Here is a 21,067-nt window from a genome sequence, read left to right on the forward strand (position 1 = left end):
AGGAGGAAAATCATGAAACAATTAACAGGTAATCAGGTCAGACAAATGTTTTTGGATTTTTTTAAATCAAAAGGACATATGATTGAACCTGGAGCATCATTAATCCCACATAATGATCCAACATTATTATGGATCAATGCAGGGGTTGCAGCATTAAAAAAATATTTTGATGGAACAGAAAAGCCAGCATGTAATCGTATTGCGAATGCACAAAAATCAATTCGTACAAATGATATTGAAAATGTTGGGAAAACAGCAAGACACCATACTTTCTTTGAAATGTTAGGAAACTTCTCAATTGGAGATTACTTTAAGGCAGAAGCGATTCCTTTTGCATGGGAGTTTTTAACAAGTCCTGAATGGATTGGTTTTGATAAGGATAAACTTTATATCAGTGTTTATACTGATGATGAAGAAGCTTATCGTATCTGGACAGAAGTTTGTCATGTTGATCCAAGTCATATTTTAAAAACAGATGATAATTTCTGGGAAATCGGAGAAGGTCCAGGGGGACCAGATTCAGAAATTTTCTATGATCGTGGAGAAAAATATGATCCAGAAGGATTAGGAGAAAAACTATTCTTTGATGAAATGGAAAATGATCGTTACATTGAAGTATGGAATGTTGTCTTTTCACAATATGACTGCAATCCAGCTATTGATCGTAAAGAATATAAAGAATTACCACAAAAAAATATTGATACAGGAATGGGATTAGAAAGATTAGTCAGCATTATTCAAGAGGGAGAAACAAACTTTGATACTGATTTATTCTTACCAATTATCCATGCGACTGAAAAGCTTGCAAAGGTTCCATATCAAGAAAATAAAATGGCTTATCGTGTGATTGCCGATCATATTCGTACTGTGACTTTTGCATTAAGCGATGGTGCATTATTTGATAATGCTGGACGTGGTTATGTGTTAAGAAGAATTTTAAGACGTGCAGTACGTTATGGTAAAAAGATTGGTATTGATCATTCATTTATGTATGAACTTGTTGGTGTGGTTGCGGATATCATGAAAGATTTCTATGATTATCTACCTGCTAAAGTGGAATATGTAAGTGGTTTAGTTAAAAAAGAAGAAGAAGCTTTTCATAAGACATTATCTAATGGAGAAAAACTATTAAATCAGATGTTACAAAAAAGCCAAAATCATTTATTAAATGGTCAAGATGCTTTTAAATTATATGATACATATGGTTTCCCATTAGAATTAACTGTGGAAATTGCTGAAGAGTCTGGTTTTGAAGTGGACGAAGAAGGTTTCAAAGCAGAAATGAAAGCACAACAGGAACGTGCACGTAATGCCCGTGGTGATTTAGAATCTATGTCATCACAAAAGCCTGATTTAATGGCATTTGATGCCCCATCTACATTCATTTATAATCCAACACCAATTCAGGCGAAAGTCATTGCAACATTCCAAGAGGGTGTGAAATGTGATGTGATTGATAGCCAAGGTGAAATCATTTTAGATCAGACAACTTTCTATGCTGAAATGGGTGGACAATGTGCTGATACAGGAATCATGTCTAATGATTCTACAGAAATTGAAGTTAAAGATGTTCATAAAGCACCTCATCAACAACATTTACACATAGTTAACGTTAAAAACGGTGAAATTCGTGTTGGAGATGTATTAACTTTATATGTTGATACAAGAAAACGTGCATTTATTACTCATAATCATACAGCAACACATCTTTTACAAAAAGCTTTAAAGAATGTATTAGGAGAACATGTTTCACAGGCTGGATCATATGTAGATGATCAAAGATTACGTTTTGACTTTACTCATCCTCAAAAAATGACTTTAGAACAATTACAACAAGTTGAAGATCAGGTTAATGAACAAATCTTCAATGGATTGAATGTTGATATTCAGTTAATGAGTAAAGATGATGCAATGCAATCAGGTGCTATGGCTTTATTTGATGAAAAATATGGTGATGAAGTGCGTGTTGTCAGTGTTGGTGATTATTCTAAGGAATTATGTGGTGGATGTCATGTTTCTAATAGTATTGAAATTGGAATCTTTAAAATTGTCAGTGAAGAAAGTGTAGGTTCTGGTGTAAGACGTATTGAAGCTGTTACATCATTACAGGCTTATCAGGCATTTAAAAATAGTGAAACACTTTTAAATCAAGTTCAAGACTTATTAAAGATTAAAAATAAGAATGAAACTATTGAAAAAGTCACACATTTCATTGAAGAAACTAATGAAATCAAAAAAGAAAGAGATCAATATTTAGATCAGATCAATGCTTTATCTGCAAAGGAACAATCTAAAAATATTGTTGATTTAAATGGTGTACAATTCTTATATGTTCAAGAATCTAAAGAAGTTGCTTTAGCTAAACAAATGGCTTTTGACCTTCGTGATCAGTTACAGCATGGTTTTGTGATTATGGTCAATGAATATGAAGGTAAGATATCTTATTTTGTAGGATTAACAAAATCTATGGTTCAAGCTGGATATAAAGCAGGAGAGATGATCAAGACAATCAATCAGGTGACTGCTGGTCGTGGTGGTGGAAAACCAGACTTTGCTCAAGGAGGATGTGCTGATCGCTCACATATGGATGAAGCTATCTCACAAATCAAAGCGCAATTCTAAGTTTTACTAGCAATTTGCAATGATTTAGTGTAATATAGATTATATAGATGGGAGGTCGTATAAATGGGAAAAGATTTTACTCAAACACGTCTATTTAATTCTGAAGAAATTAAAAGAGAAGTTATCCATTCTCATTTAATGACAGTTGCTAATGCTTTAGATGAAAGAGGATATAATGCAGTTCATCAAATTGCAGGATACTTGATTTCTAATGATCCTGCATATATTTCAAGTCATAAAGGGGCTCGTTCAATTATTCAACAGATTGATCGTGATGAAATTATTGAAGAACTTGTTAAATTTTATTTGGAGTCTAAATAGTGGAAAAAATATTAGGATTAGATTTAGGTTCGAGAACTTGCGGCATTGCGATGAGTGATGCTCTTGGTATGCTTGCCCATGGTGTAGAAACCTATCGTTTTGAAGAAAATAACTATAAGGATGCTGCCAAACATATTCAACAGATTGTTGAAGAACATCATATTCATACAATTGTGCTTGGTCTACCCAAACATATGAATGGGGATTTAGGGGAAAGAGCACAAATTTCAATGGCTTTTAAACAGAGGCTGGAAAAGATGATGGATGTCGAGGTTGTTTTGGTTGATGAAAGATTAACAACTGTTATGGCACAGAATCAATTGATTTTTGCTGATGTTTCACGCAAAAAAAGAAAAAAAGTTATTGATAAAATGGCAGCTGTACAAATTTTACAAGGATACTTAGATGGTCAAAGGAGATAGTCATGGACGTTAATAAAATACAAGTCATTGATGATGACGGTAATGAATTAGAATTTGATGTACTCTTTACTTTTGATAGTGAAGATACAGGAAAAAAATATGTTTTATATTATGATGCAAATGATGAGGATGCTCAAGTCTATTCATCTATTTATGATGATGATGGGAATTTATATCCAATTGAAACACCTGATGAATGGGATATGATTGAAGAAGTCTTCAATAGCTTTATGGCTGAAGATGAAGAAGATGAGAACTCTCAAGACATGGATTAGTATCAGGAGGTAACGAAAGTTACCTTTCTTTATTAAGGAGGATAAAAATGGGATTGTTTTTTAAGAAACGAAAAGTAAAGCCAATTTTTGTAGGAAGTTATGGTAATGATTTAACTAGAGGAATTTATGTTTTTCATATAGATATTGATAATGGTGAGATTTTAAAAAAGAAATTTTATAAATCATTAGCGAATCCAATAGCCATTTCTAAACGTGAACGTTTTATCTATGTATGTTATAAAAATAATACAGGGAGACCAACTGATGGCGGTTTATGGCAATATGCTTCAATGGATCTACAATTTGGTTTAGCTGGTAAATCAACAGATCATGGAAAGACATATGTAGACAGTTATGTTAATGAAGATCGTACATGTGCCTATGCTGTGGATTACTACAACAGTGAAGTTGTTGTGATTCCAATATTGAAACAAAAAATTGTCAAAGTTGTACAAACAATTAAACATCAGGGAAGTAGCGTAGATGAGAAACGTCAAAATGAAGCCCATCCTTGTTTTATTGAGGCTACACCTGATCAAAAATGGATAGTTGTTTGTGATTTAGGAACAGATGAAATTGTTCTTTATGATATTGGTGAAAAAGGAAGACTTCAGCGTAATGATGAATTAACATTTAAAGTGAAACCTGGTTCAGGACCAAAGAAAATTATTTTTTCACCAGATGGACAATTTGCATATGTTCTAAGTGAATTAACAAGTGAAATTCATGTTTATCGTTATGAAGATGGCGTATTTACTTTTGTTCAGACAGTCAAGACTTACCCAACAGATGAATATATTGGTCAAAATACTGCTGGTGATATTCTCATTAATGAAAAAGGTGATTACTTATTTGTATCAAACTGTGGACATGACTCTGTGACAACTTTTGAAGTGGATCTGGCTACAGGAATGTTGACAGCTGTAGATAACACTGATACAGATGAAAAACCTGTAAGTATGATTCTTGTGATTGATAAATATATTGTTGTGGCTTCTCAAAAAGGTGGTTCAATTGAATCGTTTGAAGTCAGACGTGGTGAATCAAAAGGTGTTCTTTTTGAAACACATTTTAGTTATATGGTGAGTGAGCCTGTTTGCTTAATTGAAGGAAGAGGTGTATAAGAGCATTTTATGCTCTTTTTTTATCTATGATGATAAAAAAAGAAGGAAAGTTGATAAATCCTGTCAAATAACCTATAATAAATAAATGATGGAGGATATTTTATGAAGAATAAAAAAATCATTTATATTGTTGGTGGCATCATTATTGCTTGTATGATTGGTATAATTGTTTTCTATAATTGGGGTATTTCTGCATCTTCATCAAAAGATGAAGAAGTGATTGTAACCATTGAACAAGGTTCAACAGCTTCACAGATGCTTAATACTTTAGAAGATGCTGGACTTGTGAACAATAAATTATGTGGTCAGATTTTTCTCAAATTAAATCACTATGATCGTTTACAGGCCAATACATATGTACTCAATAAAAATATGTCATTATCTGAGATTTTCTCTATTATTGAAAATCCAGACTTTAAGTATATATTGTCGTCTAAATTGACAATTAAGGAAGGAACAACGATTCCAGAAGTTGCTGAAAGTTTTGCTGAAATTTTAAATATATCTGCTGATGAAGTGATTAAGCAGTGGGATGATCAGGAATATTTACAGTCATTAATTGAAGAATACTGGTTTCTAGATGAAAGTATTTTAGATAAAGATATTTTATATCCATTGGAAGGTTATCTCTATCCTGAAACTTATTATATTACAGAACAGGAACCTGATTTAAAAAGTATGACAAAACTCGCATTAGATATGATGGATGAGCGTTTATCTGAATATAAGGATGATATTGAAAAATTAGGTTGGACACCACATCAGTTTTTAACATTTGCTTCTATTGTAGAAAGAGAATCATTATTTGATGAAGATCGTCCTAAAATTGCAGGTGTTTTTATCAATCGTTTAAATAAAGATATGTTATTACAAAGTGACATTACAGTGAATTATGCATGGCAAAGAACTGGAGTTGATGTGAGTGTTTCACATACACAAATTGACTCTCGATATAATACATATAAATATACTGGATTACCAGTAGGACCTATTAGTACAATCTCTAAAGTCACAATAGAAGCATGTATTCAATATGAACATCATGATTACTATTACTTCTTTGCAAAAGAAGATGGTACAGTGATTTATAGTCGTACTTATAAGGAGCACCAGAAAATAGTAGAGGAGAATAGATGGTATTAATATGATGACATTAGAAGAATTAGAACAGGATGCATTAAAAAGAAATATACCAGTTATGCAAAAAGAGGGAATCCTCTTTTTGATTGAACAACTTCAAGAAAGAAAAGCAACATCATGTCTGGAAATAGGTTCTGCTATTGGTTATTCAGCGATGATGATGACAACACATGTTGAACATTTATGTGTAGAAACCATTGAACTTGATGAACAGCGTTATTTAGAAGCTGTAAGGCATATTCATGAACATGGATTAGAAAAAAGAATTACAATTCATCATGATGATGCTTTAACTTTTCAAACAGATAAACTTCAATTCGCTCCTTATGATTGTTTGTTTATTGATGCTGCTAAGGCTCAGTATCAGAAGTTTTTTGAAAAATATGTTCCTTTTGTGAAAAAAAATGGAATCATTATTGTTGATAATTTAGATTTTCATGGTATGATTTTTGATATTGATCATATTAAAAATCGTAATACACGACAGTTAGTTAAAAAAATCAAAAGATTCAAGGACTGGATTTTTCAACATGATGCATATGATGTTGAATATTATGCAGTTGGTGATGGAATCTGTGTAATTCGAAGAAAGGATGAACAATGAAATTAATAATATCACTCAATCATAAAGAAAGACTTTATGACTATGTATCTATGGGTATTGATTGTTTTATATTAGGTGGCCAATATTCTTTCTATGCTCCCTCTTATTTTTCATTAGATGATATATCTCAAATGGTGAAACAATACCCACAGTGCTCATTTTATGTGGCAGTGAATGCTTTATATGATGAACATGAAATTGAAGCAGTTGAAGCTTATATAGATGCTTTATCAAAGATGGCAATACATGGCATTTTATTCCAAGATTTTGGTGTTTTACAGATTGTGAAAAATAAGGGATATCACTTTGATATGATGTATGCCCCAGAAACATTAAATACCAATGCTATGACATTAAATGTCTTAAAGCAACAAGGTGTGACAAGTGCTCAACTGGCACGTGTCATTCCATTAGAAGAGCAGTTATCAATTCATCAGCAAGTTCACATGCCATTGATGCTACAAGTTCATGGTGTAGAATATATTGCAGCGAGTAAACGTGCTTTATTGACAAATTATCAGGAAGCATCAGGATTGGCTTTTGATCATAAGAGTCAGACACGTTTAACTATTCAACCACGAAATTCAGATTATGTTTTTCATATTTATGAAAATGAAAGAGGAACACATATTTTTTCAAAGACAAGATTATATATGTTAGATTTATTGAATCAAATTCAAAGTTTTGAATATTTATACATTGAAACTTTGATGATGAGTGATGAAGAGGCTATTGAAGTTGTTTCGTTATATAGTGATGCTTTAAAGAGCTTTGAAAAACAGACTTATGATAGAGATGTCAAAGCTTATATGCAACTTCTTTATCAGTTAAAAACACCTATTGATCGTGGCTTTTTATTTGACCAGACAGTTTATAAATTAGAAGATGTAAGGAAGATGGATCATGAGAAAAATCAGTCAAATCATTAATGGAAAAAGAAAAATTATAAAAAAGCCAGAGTTGCTTGCGCCAGCAGGAAACTTAGAAAAATTAAAGGTGGCTATTATGTATGGGGCTGATGCTGTATTTGTAGGTGGAAAAGAATTTTCGTTACGTTCTCAGGCTTCAAACTTTTCGTTAGAAGATATTCAAGAAGGTGTAGAATTTGCGAAAAAGTATGGAGCGCATATTCATGTCACTTGTAATATTATTTTACATCAGGATAATTTAGAGGGGTTAAAAGATTATTTAAAAAAATTAGATGAGATAGGGGTAACAGCTATTATTGTGGCAGACCCATATATCATGAAAATAGCTAAAGATATGAAACTTGGTTTGGAAGTTCATGTGTCTACACAGCTTTCGACTTTAAATAGTCAGGCGATTTCTTTTTATCAGAATATGGGAATGGATCGTGTTGTCTTAGGGCGTGAAGTGACGTATGATGATTTAAAACGTATTATGGATAAAGTTGATGTGGATATCGAATATTTTATTCATGGAGCCATGTGTATCCATTATTCAGGAAGATGTATGCTTTCTAATTATTTAAGTCGACGTGATGCCAATCGTGGCGGTTGTTCACAGTCTTGTCGCTGGTATTATGACTTGTATCAGGATGGTGAATTGGTTAATCAGGAAAATGATATGCCATTTAGTATGTCCAGCAAAGATATGTCACTTGTTGCACATATTGGAGAGCTTATTGAGCTGGGAGTAGATTCATTTAAGATTGAAGGAAGAATGAAATCAGTTCATTATATTGCGACAGTCGTATCGACTTATCGTAAATTAATAGATACCTATTGTGAAGATCCTGATCATTTCCAACAAAGTGATTATTTTGAAAAAGAATTGTTGAAAGCAGCCAATCGTGCTTTCTGTCATGGTTTTTATTATGAACATCCTACTGTCAATGAACAGTTGTTTAATATGCGTGATGAACATCCAACACAGGAATTTGTTATGCGTATTGTAGATTATGATAAAGAAACAAAGCTGGCTAAGATTGAACAGAGAAACTATTTTAAAATCGGTGATCAGATTGAAGTTTTCTCACCTCATCATGATAATCTTTGCTTTACTGTCAAAAAACTTTATAATGAAGATATGGAAGAGATTGATGTAGCTAATCATCCAATGGAAATTCTTTATGTAGAAATACCTTATCAGGTTTTAAGCAATGATATGGGAAGAAAGGTGAGAAATGTATGAGAGAGCAAGCCGTTATTATTGGAATAGCAGGAGGAAGTGCATCGGGGAAGACGTCTATCGCAAAGCAGCTTTATGATTATTTTAAAGGACATCACAAAGTCAAAATTATCAGACAAGATGACTATTATAAAGATCAGAGTCATCTCACTTTTGAACAACGTGTAAAAACAAATTATGATCATCCACTGGCTTTTGATACAGATTTATTAGTCATGCATTTAAAGAAGTTGAAGAATAAAGAACGTATAGAAAAACCAACATATGATTATACTTTACATACACGTAGTCAAGTCACAGAAGTGATTGAAGGTCGCGATGTTATTATTTTGGAAGGAATCTTTGTTTTGGCTGAACCGACTGTAAGGGAACTTTGTGATATTTTGGTTTATGTAGATACTGATAGTGATATTCGCTTTATTCGACGTTTAAGACGTGATATTGAAGAAAGAGGAAGAAGTTTGGACTCAGTATGTCAACAGTATTTAAAGACTGTTAGACCAATGCATGAACAGTTTATAGAGCCATCTAAAAAATATGCACATATTATCATTCCAGAGGGTGGAAGTAATCATGTTGCTGTTGATTTATTGATGACAAAGATTAAAAGTATTGTCGATGAATAATGAAAATTTACATGAGAAATGCTAGTATTTTCAAGGTATTTATGTTATAGTATAGTCTGCGAGGTGAATAGATATGGATCATGATGCAGTTTTATTAACCCAAAGTGGGGTTGAAAAATTAAAACAGGAAAAAGAACAATTAATTAATGTTGAAAGACCAAAAGTTATTGAAGAGTTGCAATTAGCACGTTCTCAAGGTGACTTGTCAGAAAATGCTGATTATGATGCGGCTAGAGATAAACAGGCACATATTGAAGCGAGAATCAAAGAAATTGATCAAATGTTACTACATGTGCAAATTATTGATGAATCACAATTAGATAGCACAGTTGCGAAACCTGGTGCTACTGTTACAATTTTAGATTTATCTGAAGCAGATGCTCAAGAAGAAACTTTTACAATTGTTGGGACATTTGAAACAGATCCATTAAATGGTAAAATTTCAAATGAATCACCTCTAGCAAAAGCTATTCTTGATCATGGTGTCAATGAAATTGTTTCAGTCGGGGTGGCTGAACCATATGAAGTCAAAATTTTAAAGATTGAATATATGGCTTAGATGATGTACTGACATCATCTTTTTTTTATTTCAATAAAAAAAGATGGTTATCCCATCTCATCCGATTTATTTTGTTCAATCATTGCCATAGCATTTTGGAATACGTTTTTACCATTCATTGTTCCATAATCACGCATAGAAATATCCATAATTGGTATATCTGGTAAAGCTTTTTGTAATTGTTTTTTAATATATTTCACTTGTGGAGCTAATAAAATGATATTGGCATCTGTAGCCTGATGAACATCATGAACTCCAACAGCTCTTATATCAACACGAATTCCTTGGTAATCCGCTTCTCTTTTCATTTTTTCTACCAATAAGCTTGTTGACATGGCAGCTGCACAGCATAAGACAATATGTATCATTGACAACCCCTCACTTTCAATTTTTCATATTTCTTTCTTATATTATAGGGGAATTTAATAAAAAATCCAATAATTTTATAGTGAAACGTTTGTATGTTTGTTATTTTTATGAAAATAGTATATAATAATTATGGCAAAGAAGTAGGTGGTGATCATATGCAAGAAAGTCGTCAATTTAATCGAACAGTGTTAACATTGTGGGTTGTCTTTTTAATCATTGTTGTTGTTGTCAACGGCATCTATGCTTTTATTCTTCCTATGAGTACACTGGAACTTTATTTGGGACCATTAAATTTCTTTAATATTGCTGCAGCAACATTGTTTGTAGGAGTATTAGAAGATTCTATGGTTAATGATTTAAAGAAAAATACAGCGTTGGCTTGTTTAGTACGTATACCTTATGTCATATTAATAGTAGTAGCAGTATTCTTTTCATGCTTATTATTATTTTAAAAAGGAACTGTCCTGAAGTGAATCTTTATGATTGAATTTGGATTCATTTCAGATAAGTTCCTTTTTTTATGCAATCGTACGTGTTTTGATTTCTTTAAAAAAGCCAATCAATAAAAATATGCATGACTTGAAAATCAAATGAACATATTGAATATCATCAAGATGAAGGCATAAGCTTATTAAAAAATACAAGAGAGAAAAGAATAAACAGTGTTTCATGCGATGATCAGGTAAATGTGATGTCAAATATAACGCTGCAATAATAAGTGTCATATAAGCGAATACTTGCAGAATGATTTGAATAAATAAATGATTGATTTGCATGAAATAAGATAAAAGGGAAAGAATAAGAGAGATAAGTATAAAAGGAATAAGAAAAATTAAACATGTATAAATATAAGTACGTAGTGTTTGTTTCATGGTTTCCTCCTAATATACTGTATGCAAAGGAGTTTTCTTTTATGAAATATATAGAAATCTTTATAGAAAGTTTTGGAACGTATATTTTACTTGTCTTGATGATTCGTTTTTTAGGTAAAAAAGAAATGAGTAAACTCAGTGTTTCAGATTTAATTGTATTTTTAATTATTAGTGAATTGATGACAATTTCAATTGGAAATGAAAATGTTAACTTTTTACAGGCAGCACTTGCAGTTTTAGTCATTGTTTTTATGGATAAGCTATTTACGCTGATTTCATTAAAGAGTCCATTTTTTAAAAAAATGGTAGAAGGACATCCAACCTTTATTGTCTTTCAAGGAAAACTGAATCAAAAGAAAATGGCTTCATTAAAATATAGTGTTGATGATCTTTGTCATCATTTAAGAGAGCAGGGGATTGGCTCTTTATCAGAAGTTGACTTTGCAGTGTTAGAAACAGATGGTCAGTTATCTGTGATTGAAACGAAAAACAGTGAAGTGAAAGCACCAGCAGCCATTATTAGTGATGGTCAAATTAATTATGAAATCTTGCAGTTAATGAATCGTGATGAAAATTGGTTGATTAAAAAGTTGAAAGAAGCTGGAATTCATGATTATCATGAGGTTTTTTATTGTGTTGTGGAAAAAGAACGTTTATTTGTCATTAAAAAAAGGCTAGATAACTAGCCTAATAACATTCTATCATTGACAAATTCTTCACCAATGGCTTCTTCAAATTTCTTAAGCAAATCATTCACAGTTAATTGTTTTTTCTCTTCACCCTGAACATCATAAATAATACGACCATCATACATCATAATAAGACGATTTCCAATATCTATGGCATCTTTCATATTATGTGTAACCATCATGGCAGTTAAATGTTGCTCAGTCACGATCTGCTTTGTCAGAGTTAAAACTTTTGTACTGGTAGCAGGATCTAATGCCGCAGTATGCTCATCCAGTAATAACAGCTTAGGTTTATTGAGCGTAGCCATTAAAAGTGTTAAGGCTTGACGCTGTCCACCTGATAATAAGCCAACTTTCGTTGTTAAACGGTCTTCTAAGCCTAACCCTAATGCTTTAACAATTTCATAGTATTCTTCTTTTTCTTTTTTTGTTACACCCCAGTGTAAACTACGTTTTTGACCACGACGTGCAGCCATCGCCAGATTTTCAATAATTTGCATATCAGAAGCCGTACCCATCATAGGATCTTGAAAAACACGCCCAATGAATTTGGCACGCTGATATTCAGGCGATAAAGATATATCTTGACCATCTAAAGTCATGATTCCACAATCAATAGGATAAACCCCAGCAATAAGGTTTAAAAGGGTACTTTTCCCAGCACCATTGCCACCTATCACAGTCACAAAATCTCCCTGTTTGAGTTCTAAATCTAGTTTGTTAATGACACATTTTTCATTTGGAGTTCCAACATGGAAAGATTTAGAAACTTTTTCTAATTTAAGCATGATTTTCAAATTCCTTTCCTGTTAATTTTTTATACATTGTTAAACGTTTCTTTTTATCAATAATGACAGGAACAGTCAGTGCAATGGCAACAATCAAAGCCGTTAAAAGCTTTAAATCATCTGTATTTAATCCCATCTGTAAAACAATTGCTACAATCATACGATAGATAATAGAACCCACAACAATAGATGTTAAACGTAATTTAAAACCAGCTTTTTTACCAAAAATCACTTCACCAATGACAATGGAAGCCAAACCAATGACAATGGCACCTGTTCCCATTTTGACATCAGCTACACTTTGTTGTTGAGTGACCAAAGCACCACTCATAGCGACAAGTCCATTACTTAACATTAAACCAAAAAGTTTCATCGTATCAGTATTGACACCATTGGCTCTCACCATATTTTCATTATTTCCAGTTGCTCTTAAACATGAACCAAATTCGGTTCCTAAAAACCAGTAAATACCAGCCACCACAATGAAACTAAAGACAAGACCGATACAGATTGTAGTCCATTGTGATGTTAATGGAATGACATTAGCTAAATCTTTAAAAAGCGTCGAAGACTGTAATAATGGAATATTACTTTTTCCCATGATTCTTAAATTAATAGAATAGAGTGCAAGCTGTGTTAATATCCCAGCTAAAATGGCAGGCATTTGACATTTGGTATGCAAAAATCCTGTTATAAATCCTGCTAAAAAACCAGCCAGTGTTGCTAAAATGATGGCAACTAAGGGATGTACACCAGCGACCAGTGCAACAGCACAAACGGCTCCTCCGGTCGCAAAACTGCCATCAACTGATAAATCAGCAATATCTAAAATGCGAAAAGTTAAATAAATACCTAGAGCCATAATTCCCCATAAAATACCTTGACCAATGGCTCCCTGTAAAGATAATAATATCGCCATAATTATTCTCCAATCATAGTTGCATTCAGTTCAGTAGGAATATCAATACCTAATTGAGTAGCTACTTTTTGATTAATAAAATATTGACAGTCTTTTCCTTCAACAAAAGTAATAGGTGTTTCTTCTACTTGAGCTTCACCATTAAGAATAGCTAAAGCCTGTTTTCCAGCATTTTGACCAACAGTATAGTAATCTAAACTCAAAGTTGCAAGACCACCATTTTCACACATACTTTCTTCACCAACGATCACTGGCAGATTGTTTTCATTTGTTACTTGTGCAACAGTTGCCATATTAGAAGCAAGAAGATTGTCAGTTGGAATATAAACAGCATCATAATGACCAATCATAGATTGTGCAACCTGTTGAATAGCACTCGAATCATTAGATACTGTCACTTCACTGGCTTCTAGTCCTAAATCTTTTGCAGCCTGTAAAGCAATTTCTCCTTGATATACGGAGTTTGCTTCATCGCTACAATAGAAAATTGCGATTTTCTTAGCATCAGGAATCAATGTCTTTAAGAGTTCTAATTGTTCCTTGATTGGATTTAAATCACTAGCTCCAGTGACATTTGTTTCTGGTTTTTCATTGGATTTGACAACACCTGCTGTTTCAAAATCAGTAACAGCAGCTCCTACAATAGGAATATCAGTTGTTTTATTAGCAGCAGCCTGTAAGGCATCAGTTGCGATAGCATAAATCAAGTCATCACCATCATTGACAAATTTTTCAGCAATTGTCTGACAGTTGGAAGGATCACCACTGGCATTTTGAAAATCAATGTTTTCTTCTTTGACACCAGCTTCGATTAAAGTATCTTTAAATCCTTCATATGCTTTATCTAGTGCAGGATGTTGTGCAAACTGTATAGCCCCAATCTTGACTTCAGATAATTCTTTTGTTCCAGTTGTTTCACTGGCACATCCTGTTAAAAGCAACCCCATTGTCAATAATAATACAGATAGTTTTTTGATCATATTTTATTCCTCCTCATTTTTAAGATTATAAAACAAAAAAACCCGTCCCAAGAGGGCGAGTGAACGCGGTACCACCTCAATTTATTATAATCTCACAATTATAACCTTTATAAGTTGAATAACTTTACATAAATAACGTTATGTCCCCGATTACCCCTTATCAAAGTAATAGCTCCGTGGTGTATTCAAAATTTCTTTTCGTATGATTCGCACCAGCCATCATATCTCTTATGTCACAGAAATTTTTACTTCGTCACATCATTGCTTTTTGTTTTATATATCACTTATCATAAATAAATGAAAATTGTTTGTCAATCATTTTTTTAAAAATAAAATAAAAATAAGTATTTAACGAATTATTTTTATAAAATTTGTTAAAATAGTAAAAAATAGAGTGATTAAGATAACATCATATCTAAAATCATCATCACTGCAAAGCCAATCATGCAAGACAGAGCACCTATATCAATCTGATGTTGGCAACAGGCTTCTGGGATCATATCTTCCACACAGACAAACAGCATAGCACCAGCTGCAAAACTTAAGGCAAATGGAAGAATATTTTGAATCAAAGAAGCAAAGATATATCCAAGGATGGCTGAAGGAATTTCAATAATCCCTGAAAATTGTCCGTACATCATAGATATGAATTTACTTTTTCCATATTGGTGCATAGGGAGTGCAATGGCAGTCCCTTCAGGAAAATTCTGAATACCTATTCCAATGGAAAGAACCAATGCTGGAATAAACTGTTGATGCGCACTGGCAAAAGCGACGCCAACAGCCAAGCCTTCAGGAATATTGTGCAATGTCATAGCAAGCATTAATAATTGATTCTTAGAAAAACGTGATTGAACACCTTCTATTTCACCTGATATCATATGTTTATGTGGCAAGAAATGATCACATAAAGCTAAAAATGCAACACCACATAAAAAACCAAATGGAATAATCATAAGATACCATTTATTCATATTTTCTAAAAGGTTCATTGCAGGTAAAATTAAGGAAAAAAATGAAGCAGCAATCATAATACCCGCACTGCTTCCTAAAGCAATAGAGACCAGATGTTTATTTTCTTTATTTGTGAAATAAACCAAAGAAGCACCTAAAAAGGTAGAAAACCAATTAAAAATAATAGCTCCGATAAAAATAAGAACAGGCATTTCTTGTAATATTGATAACACATTTTCACCTCATTATAGAGTATGAAAAAGACAGTTTTGTGTGACAAAAAAAGCTATGCAGGGCATAGCTTAGTATTGAATATCTTCATATAAAGTTTTAATTAAAATGGCTTTTGAAGATGGTTGTTGTTTTTTGAAATCAAATGTTTTCATTAAGCTATATTCAACAACATCATATTTTTCAACCATTTCATCATAAATATAATCAGATTGTCTAAAGAATAAATGATCATCACTATCATTATCTTGATCGATACTACCAAATTCTTTATCTTTATTGTAATAAACAACTTTTCCTTCAAAACGATCAATATATTCATCAAGATGTTCCATTAACTGATTATATAAGCGATCATATAAAGAGCTGCTATCCGTATCTTGATATTGTTCAGAAATTGAATTTTGAGAAACATCTTTTTGATTTTCAGCTTTAAGCTGATAAACAAAAGCATTTGCTAAATCAATTACTTCCTGATTTTGACCAGTTTTCACCATATCTAAAATCATTTCATATAATCCCAATTCATCAAGATTATATCCAGCTTTAAAGAATTTATAAACAAGATTTGTATAAGCTTCTTTCACTTTACCAGTATTCATATATAAATCATAAAGCACTTGGAATGAATCAACGTTTGGAATCTTGTTTCCTAATGATAAGAATTCATTTTCAGCTTCTTCATATCTTTTTAAATGTACAAGTGAAGATGCACGATAGTATTTAACCCAATTTAAATTGTTATAATGCCATTTAATAGGTTGTGTAAAAGCCATGTTTGCATATTCTACACAAGATTTATAATCTTCCATTTCATAAGAACATCTAACTTTTAAACGATACCATTTTTCTTTCTTTGATTCATATTCTTTACCTGCACTATTAACAAAAGGTTCAATGCTAAGTGTCTGAACATCAAGTTTATCTAAAAGTTCAGATAATTTTTGATAACGAACAGGTTTTTGATTCATGACATACTTCATAGCTTTATTGATTGTCGCTTCTAAAGGAGAATATTTTTCTTGTTTACATAAGTTTGTGATTTCATCAACAATAGAGAAAAATAAATCTTCTTTTTCTTTGATTTTATCGTCATCAATATTAATGTATTTATTATAAAGTGCATAACCATAATGATTAATAAAACCACTTAATCCTTCTCCAACTTGCAAGAAAGTCTTACCTACTTCAATTGCATCATCAGTACGACCTTGATTTTTCAATTCTTTTACATAATCCATAGCTTGAAAATCATTAAATGAGCTTGGATCTTCTTCAAAACGTTTATCATAATTTGTTAAATCTTTTGGTTCACGTTTTTCCACGATTCATCACCTCGATTATTATTATATCAATTTCATAACTTCTTGTGAAGAATAAAGATTTATTTTTCAAAATCAATCATAAAAATGAACCTCTGTTATGAGGATGTCCAAATAACAAGGTTCATTTGAATCTGATGTTTTTTTATTCGACAGTTACAGATTTTGCAAGATTACGTGGTTTATCAACATCACAACCTTTAATGCATGCTGTGTAGTAGGCAATAAGCTGTAAAGGAACAGCAACCAATATTGTCTGAAGAGTAGGGTCAATATCAGGAAGTTCATATACGTTTTGAACATTTTTCACTTCCATATTTTGAGTTGTCAGTAATATAACACGTGCTCCTCTGGCCATTGTTTCTTGAATATTGCTGATTGTTTTTTGTGCAATATGTGGTTGAGTAGCTACTGCAATAACAACAGAATCGTTTTCTATTAAAGCAATAGGACCATGTTTTAATTCACCGGCTACATAAGCATCAGCATGGACATATGACACTTCTTTTAATTTTAAAGCACCTTCTAAGACACTGGCATAATCTAAATTTCTACCAATAAAGTAGGCATCATGTTGATTTTCCAGCATTTTTGCATACTGGGCAAAAAGATTTTCATCCTTTAAAATAGTATCTACATGTTGAGGAATAGACATTAATTGTTGAATAACTTCTTTGTTGATGTCCTTGCCAAGTTGTTGAGCAATATAATAAGCTAACAGAATCAATAAAACCAATTGTGTTGTATAAGCCTTCGTTGATGCTACCGCAATCTCAGGACCTGCACATGTATATAAAACATAGTCACTATCACGAGAAATTGTACTTCCTAATACATTTGCAATAGCAATTGTTGTTGCCTTTTTTTCTTTTGCCAGACGTAAAGCGGCTAGGGTATCAGCTGTTTCTCCAGATTGAGAAACAAAGATTGCTAAAGTCTTTTCATCTACAAAAGGATCATCATAACGAAATTCACTGGCAACTTCGCTTAAAACAGGAATGTCTAATACTTTTTTAAGAATATGAGCACCACACATAGATGCATGATAAGCTGTTCCACAAGCAACCAGATAGATTTTATTGAACTGAGAAAAATCAATATCTTTTAATTCATCTAAAATAATGTGATTGTGATTGATACGACCTCTTAATGTTTCAGCAATGACATGAGGCTGTTCATGAATTTCTTTCAACATAAAAGTATCATAACCATCTTTTTTAGCTGCTTCTAAATCATAAGGAATAGTTGTTGTTTGTTTTTCAATCGGATGTCCGTGTTGATCATAAAATGAAATATGATCAGTTGATAAAACAGCCATTTCATAATCTTCTAAAAAATAAACTTCTTTTGTATATTCTAATAAGGCTGGAATATCACTAGCACCAACATAACCATCTTTTGTTTTCCCAATAATTAAAGGGCTGTCCTTTTTTGCAACAATGATGTGTTCTGGTTCTAATGTTGAAAGAATACACAAAGCATAGCTTCCTTTGATTTGAGCCAATACTTTTTGTGTTGCTTCTAATAGATTGCCATCATAAAGACTATCAAGAAGTTGAACAACAACTTCACTATCTGTATCAGATTGAAACTGATATCCTTTTTTTAATAATTCATCTTTTAATTCACGATAATTTTCAATAATCCCATTATGCACTAAAGCAATTGTTTCATCCTGATTGGTATGAGGATGAGAATTAAGATTAGAAGGAACACCATGAGTTGCCCATCTTGTATGTCCAATCCCCACATGTCCACTTAGATGCTGATTTTTTAGTTTGTTTTCTAAATTTTCTAATCGTCCTTTACATTTGACAGTGATAAGCTGATTGTTTTCAAGTGTTGTGACACCTGCACTGTCATAACCACGATACTCCAATTTAGATAAACCTTGCATTAAAAAAGGCAAAGCTTCACCTTTTCCACAATAAGCAGTAATTCCACACATAAAAAATTTCCTCCATCAATTTCATTTTTTATTATTGAATGAAGTGATGCCTAATGATATTTGTTTAATGATCACTCATTAGTTTTGCTCATTGTTCAGGTAGCATCATACCTCCAGATCATCCGCCGAATCTTTCGATAAATCTGGTCCTCGTCAACTTTATATGTATAAAGTCCTGGCGCTTTTCTTTTGTAACTTCATCAATAATAGATATTATTATACATGAAACATCATCGAATAGTTTTCATATTTTAAAAATGTTTCCATTATAATATATGAAATATAAAAATTTGATGTGAAATAAAAAAAGTTTGTTTAAAAAAAAGAAAAATGAGAAAAATATGCGTATATATATAATAGGAGGGTTATTATGAGTATACGTAATAATTTACTGGAAATGAATAAATCATTAAAAAAACTAGAAGAATCCGGTGTTTATGATGTAGAAAAATATAGCTATGCATTATTACATCAGACCAGTCAGTTAGAGTATTTTTACTGTCATTTGGTTAAGGATGGCGACTGTAATCAGACGTTCTATCATGTACATAAAAGACCACATATTCATGAATTGGCATATTTCAATATTGGACGAGGCTTCCCTAAAGAACTTATGGATGGACATTGGTGCTATGTTTTAAAAGATATGGGATATAAAATGCTTGTTGTTCCATGTACATCTATCAAAAAAGATTCAACCCCTGCTAATCCTATATTTGAAAAGGATATTAAAATAAAAACAGATACACATATAACACATTGTCGTATTCAATTGAGTGATATTCGTTCAGTTGATATCCAAAGATTAGATTTAAGAAAATCTTTTTATCAGGTATTAACATCAAGAGAAGACATTATCGAATTTATTGAAAAAAATTTGTTTGATAAGTAATTTTGATTCATGTATCATAGGAATATATGGAGGGGATTTGATGGAGGAATTTTTAAGAGGCTGTAGAAGATCTCTGCCGATTGCTTTGGGGTATTTTCCAGTTTCTTTTTCTTTTGGGGTTTTTGTTGCTTCAAGTGGTTTACCATTTGGTTTAGCAACATTGATTTCATTGACTAATTTAACATCATCGGGGCAATTTGCAGGAGTATCTTTGATGCTGGCTCAAGCTTCGTATATGGAAACTGCATTAACACTATTGATGATTAATGCAAGATATTTTTTAATGTCTTTATCTTTAAGTCAAAAGATTGATCAAAAGATGTCAACGCTGGAAAGAATGGTGATTTCTTTTGGAATTACTGATGAAACATTTAGTTTGGCATCTTTAGAACATGGAACATTATCTTTTTCTTTTATGGCAGGATTTATTTTGGTACCTATTATTGGATGGACGAGTGGTACACTTGTTGGTGAAACGCTGACAAATATTTTGCCACCTGTTTTACAAAATGCAATGGGGCTGGCTTTATATGGCATGTTTTTAGCGATTATTGTTCCAGCATCTGCCAAATCACGTGCTATATTAGAAGTTGTAGTCATAGCAGCAATTCTTTCAACAATCATGTATGAAGTGCCTTTGTTTCAAGGATTATCTAGTGGATTTCAATTGATTGTGGCTACAATACTGGGAGCTTTCTATGGGGCTTTACGTTACCCTATTGAGGAGAATGTCTAATGTCAAGCTATTTATTACTGACTGTTTTTGTGATGGCCGTTATGACCTATTTGCCAAGAATGTTGCCACTGACGTTTTTTAAAAAAGAAATCCACTCACGTTTTATACGTTCGCTTCTATATTATGTGCCTTATGCTGTTTTATCGGCATTGACATTTCCAAGCATTCTATATGCAACTGGACATATGGGCAGTGCTTTGGTTGGAGGACTGGCGGGTATTTACTTCGCTTATCGTCAAAAAGGCCTGGTTTTTGTTGCCTGTGTGACCGTTATATGCAGTTTCATTGCGCACATACTGATTCCATTTTAGATGGAATTTTTTAATTGATTCATGATATTTTATGGTGATGGAAAATAAGGAAGATGTTTTAAGACAGGATGATGACCTGTCTTTTTTGATATGTAAAAGGAGGTGATGTGTTCGAAAACGATTATGTTTAGCTAAAAAGGAGCTAACTATATAAAATTCAAGTCATTTGATGAAAAAGTTTGAAAATGTTAAATGATTTGATTATGGTAGCT

Annotated in this window: 24 protein-coding genes and 1 other annotated feature; of the genes, 16 read left to right on the forward strand and 8 right to left on the reverse strand. The window is 32.3% G+C overall.

The features are described 5' to 3' along the window. Positions 1-12 precede the first annotated feature (12 nt). The 11 genes from alaS (at position 13) to greA (ending at position 9,844) form a co-directional block, all read left to right on the forward strand. Entirely contained in the window at positions 13-2,622 is a 2,610-nt protein-coding gene (alaS, locus tag ACESR5_RS04595; protein WP_373154472.1) for an alanine--tRNA ligase, read from the forward strand. Positions 2,623-2,685: 63 nt separating this feature from the next. After that, complete coding sequence (locus ACESR5_RS04600) at positions 2,686-2,943, forward strand: IreB family regulatory phosphoprotein (RefSeq protein WP_087243145.1); 258 nt, start codon at positions 2,686-2,688, stop codon at positions 2,941-2,943. Then, positions 2,943-3,365, forward strand: a complete 423-nt coding sequence (gene ruvX, locus ACESR5_RS04605) for a Holliday junction resolvase RuvX (protein ID WP_087243146.1) — start codon at positions 2,943-2,945, stop codon at positions 3,363-3,365. The genes ACESR5_RS04600 and ruvX overlap by 1 nt, the downstream gene beginning before the upstream one ends. Positions 3,366-3,367: 2 nt before the next feature. Next, positions 3,368-3,640 (forward strand): DUF1292 domain-containing protein, encoded by a 273-nt coding sequence (locus ACESR5_RS04610; RefSeq protein ID WP_087297170.1) that lies wholly within the window; start codon positions 3,368-3,370, stop codon positions 3,638-3,640. Between the two features lie 47 nt (positions 3,641-3,687). Continuing rightward, the gene (locus tag ACESR5_RS04615) at positions 3,688-4,764 is read left to right on the forward strand and encodes a lactonase family protein (RefSeq protein ID WP_373154474.1); all 1,077 of its coding nucleotides are present in this window, start codon (positions 3,688-3,690) and stop codon (positions 4,762-4,764) included. A gap of 102 nt (positions 4,765-4,866) precedes the next feature. Continuing rightward, a complete protein-coding gene (mltG, locus tag ACESR5_RS04620) occupies positions 4,867-5,907 on the forward strand; it encodes an endolytic transglycosylase MltG (RefSeq protein ID WP_087243149.1) in 1,041 nt (346 codons plus the stop codon). 1 nt (position 5,908) lies between these two features. After that, positions 5,909-6,508, forward strand: a complete 600-nt coding sequence (locus tag ACESR5_RS04625; RefSeq protein ID WP_087243150.1) for an O-methyltransferase — start codon at positions 5,909-5,911, stop codon at positions 6,506-6,508. Further along, positions 6,505-7,437, forward strand: coding sequence for a peptidase U32 family protein (locus ACESR5_RS04630; protein ID WP_373154476.1), 933 nt, complete (start codon positions 6,505-6,507; stop codon positions 7,435-7,437). Before ACESR5_RS04625 ends, ACESR5_RS04630 begins: the two co-directional genes overlap by 4 nt. Continuing rightward, positions 7,412-8,662, forward strand: a complete 1,251-nt coding sequence (locus ACESR5_RS04635) for a U32 family peptidase (RefSeq protein ID WP_087243152.1) — start codon at positions 7,412-7,414, stop codon at positions 8,660-8,662. The genes ACESR5_RS04630 and ACESR5_RS04635 overlap by 26 nt, the downstream gene beginning before the upstream one ends. Next, the gene (udk, locus tag ACESR5_RS04640; protein WP_087243153.1) at positions 8,659-9,285 is read left to right on the forward strand and encodes a uridine kinase; all 627 of its coding nucleotides are present in this window, start codon (positions 8,659-8,661) and stop codon (positions 9,283-9,285) included. Before ACESR5_RS04635 ends, udk begins: the two co-directional genes overlap by 4 nt. A 73-nt stretch (positions 9,286-9,358) precedes the next feature. After that, a complete protein-coding gene (greA, locus tag ACESR5_RS04645; protein ID WP_087243154.1) occupies positions 9,359-9,844 on the forward strand; it encodes a transcription elongation factor GreA in 486 nt (161 codons plus the stop codon). Positions 9,845-9,891: 47 nt separating this feature from the next. On the opposite strand, the gene ACESR5_RS04650 is transcribed toward greA, so the two are convergent. Continuing rightward, positions 9,892-10,212 carry a PTS sugar transporter subunit IIB gene (locus ACESR5_RS04650; RefSeq protein ID WP_373154478.1) on the reverse strand — a complete coding sequence of 107 codons (321 nt, stop codon included), beginning with the start codon at positions 10,210-10,212 and terminating at the stop codon, positions 9,892-9,894. 156 nt (positions 10,213-10,368) lie between these two features. On the opposite strand from ACESR5_RS04650, the gene ACESR5_RS04655 reads away from it, so the two are divergent. After that, positions 10,369-10,665, forward strand: coding sequence for a hypothetical protein (locus tag ACESR5_RS04655; RefSeq protein ID WP_087297163.1), 297 nt, complete (start codon positions 10,369-10,371; stop codon positions 10,663-10,665). A 66-nt stretch (positions 10,666-10,731) separates the two neighbouring features. Here the strand turns inward: ACESR5_RS04655 and ACESR5_RS04660 are convergent, their stop codons facing one another. Continuing rightward, positions 10,732-11,085, reverse strand: coding sequence for a DUF3792 domain-containing protein (locus tag ACESR5_RS04660; protein WP_087243157.1), 354 nt, complete (start codon positions 11,083-11,085; stop codon positions 10,732-10,734). Between the two features lie 41 nt (positions 11,086-11,126). On the opposite strand from ACESR5_RS04660, the gene ACESR5_RS04665 reads away from it, so the two are divergent. Continuing rightward, positions 11,127-11,771 (forward strand): DUF421 domain-containing protein, encoded by a 645-nt coding sequence (locus tag ACESR5_RS04665; RefSeq protein ID WP_087243158.1) that lies wholly within the window; start codon positions 11,127-11,129, stop codon positions 11,769-11,771. On the opposite strand, the gene ACESR5_RS04670 is transcribed toward ACESR5_RS04665, so the two are convergent. From ACESR5_RS04670 to glmS, 6 genes are all read right to left on the reverse strand, one after another. Beyond that, positions 11,768-12,562, reverse strand: a complete 795-nt coding sequence (locus ACESR5_RS04670; protein ID WP_087243159.1) for an ABC transporter ATP-binding protein — start codon at positions 12,560-12,562, stop codon at positions 11,768-11,770. The genes ACESR5_RS04665 and ACESR5_RS04670 overlap by 4 nt on opposite strands. Then, the gene (locus ACESR5_RS04675; RefSeq protein WP_373154480.1) at positions 12,555-13,481 is read right to left on the reverse strand and encodes an ABC transporter permease; all 927 of its coding nucleotides are present in this window, start codon (positions 13,479-13,481) and stop codon (positions 12,555-12,557) included. The genes ACESR5_RS04670 and ACESR5_RS04675 overlap by 8 nt, the downstream gene beginning before the upstream one ends. A gap of 2 nt (positions 13,482-13,483) precedes the next feature. Next, positions 13,484-14,461, reverse strand: coding sequence for an ABC transporter substrate-binding protein (locus tag ACESR5_RS04680; protein ID WP_224762543.1), 978 nt, complete (start codon positions 14,459-14,461; stop codon positions 13,484-13,486). 48 nt (positions 14,462-14,509) lie between these two features. Beyond that, positions 14,510-14,732, reverse strand: a binding site (T-box leader). Between the two features lie 127 nt (positions 14,733-14,859). Then, on the reverse strand, positions 14,860-15,648 hold the full coding sequence (locus ACESR5_RS04685) for a ZIP family metal transporter (protein WP_087243161.1): 789 nt from the start codon (positions 15,646-15,648) through the stop codon (positions 14,860-14,862). Between the two features lie 69 nt (positions 15,649-15,717). Then, positions 15,718-16,971 carry a hypothetical protein gene (locus ACESR5_RS04690; protein WP_087297159.1) on the reverse strand — a complete coding sequence of 418 codons (1,254 nt, stop codon included), beginning with the start codon at positions 16,969-16,971 and terminating at the stop codon, positions 15,718-15,720. A gap of 142 nt (positions 16,972-17,113) precedes the next feature. Continuing rightward, positions 17,114-18,916: a glutamine--fructose-6-phosphate transaminase (isomerizing) gene (gene glmS, locus ACESR5_RS04695; RefSeq protein WP_087935855.1), complete on the reverse strand. Its 1,803-nt coding sequence runs from the start codon at positions 18,914-18,916 to the stop codon at positions 17,114-17,116. A gap of 370 nt (positions 18,917-19,286) precedes the next feature. Here glmS and ACESR5_RS04700 point away from each other — a divergent pair, with 370 nt between their 5' ends. The 3 genes from ACESR5_RS04700 to ACESR5_RS04710 are packed head-to-tail and all read left to right on the forward strand — an operon-like array spanning position 19,287 to position 20,855. Next, positions 19,287-19,808 (forward strand): hypothetical protein, encoded by a 522-nt coding sequence (locus ACESR5_RS04700; protein ID WP_087243164.1) that lies wholly within the window; start codon positions 19,287-19,289, stop codon positions 19,806-19,808. Between the two features lie 40 nt (positions 19,809-19,848). After that, positions 19,849-20,544 carry an AzlC family ABC transporter permease gene (locus tag ACESR5_RS04705; protein WP_087243165.1) on the forward strand — a complete coding sequence of 232 codons (696 nt, stop codon included), beginning with the start codon at positions 19,849-19,851 and terminating at the stop codon, positions 20,542-20,544. Then, the gene (locus ACESR5_RS04710; protein WP_087243166.1) at positions 20,544-20,855 is read left to right on the forward strand and encodes an AzlD domain-containing protein; all 312 of its coding nucleotides are present in this window, start codon (positions 20,544-20,546) and stop codon (positions 20,853-20,855) included. Before ACESR5_RS04705 ends, ACESR5_RS04710 begins: the two co-directional genes overlap by 1 nt. Positions 20,856-21,067 lie beyond the last annotated feature (212 nt).

This window comes from Clostridium sp. AUH-JLR23, assembly GCF_964238065.1.
Taxonomy (GTDB): domain Bacteria; phylum Bacillota_I; class Bacilli_A; order Erysipelotrichales; family Coprobacillaceae; genus Allocoprobacillus; species Allocoprobacillus merdigallinarum.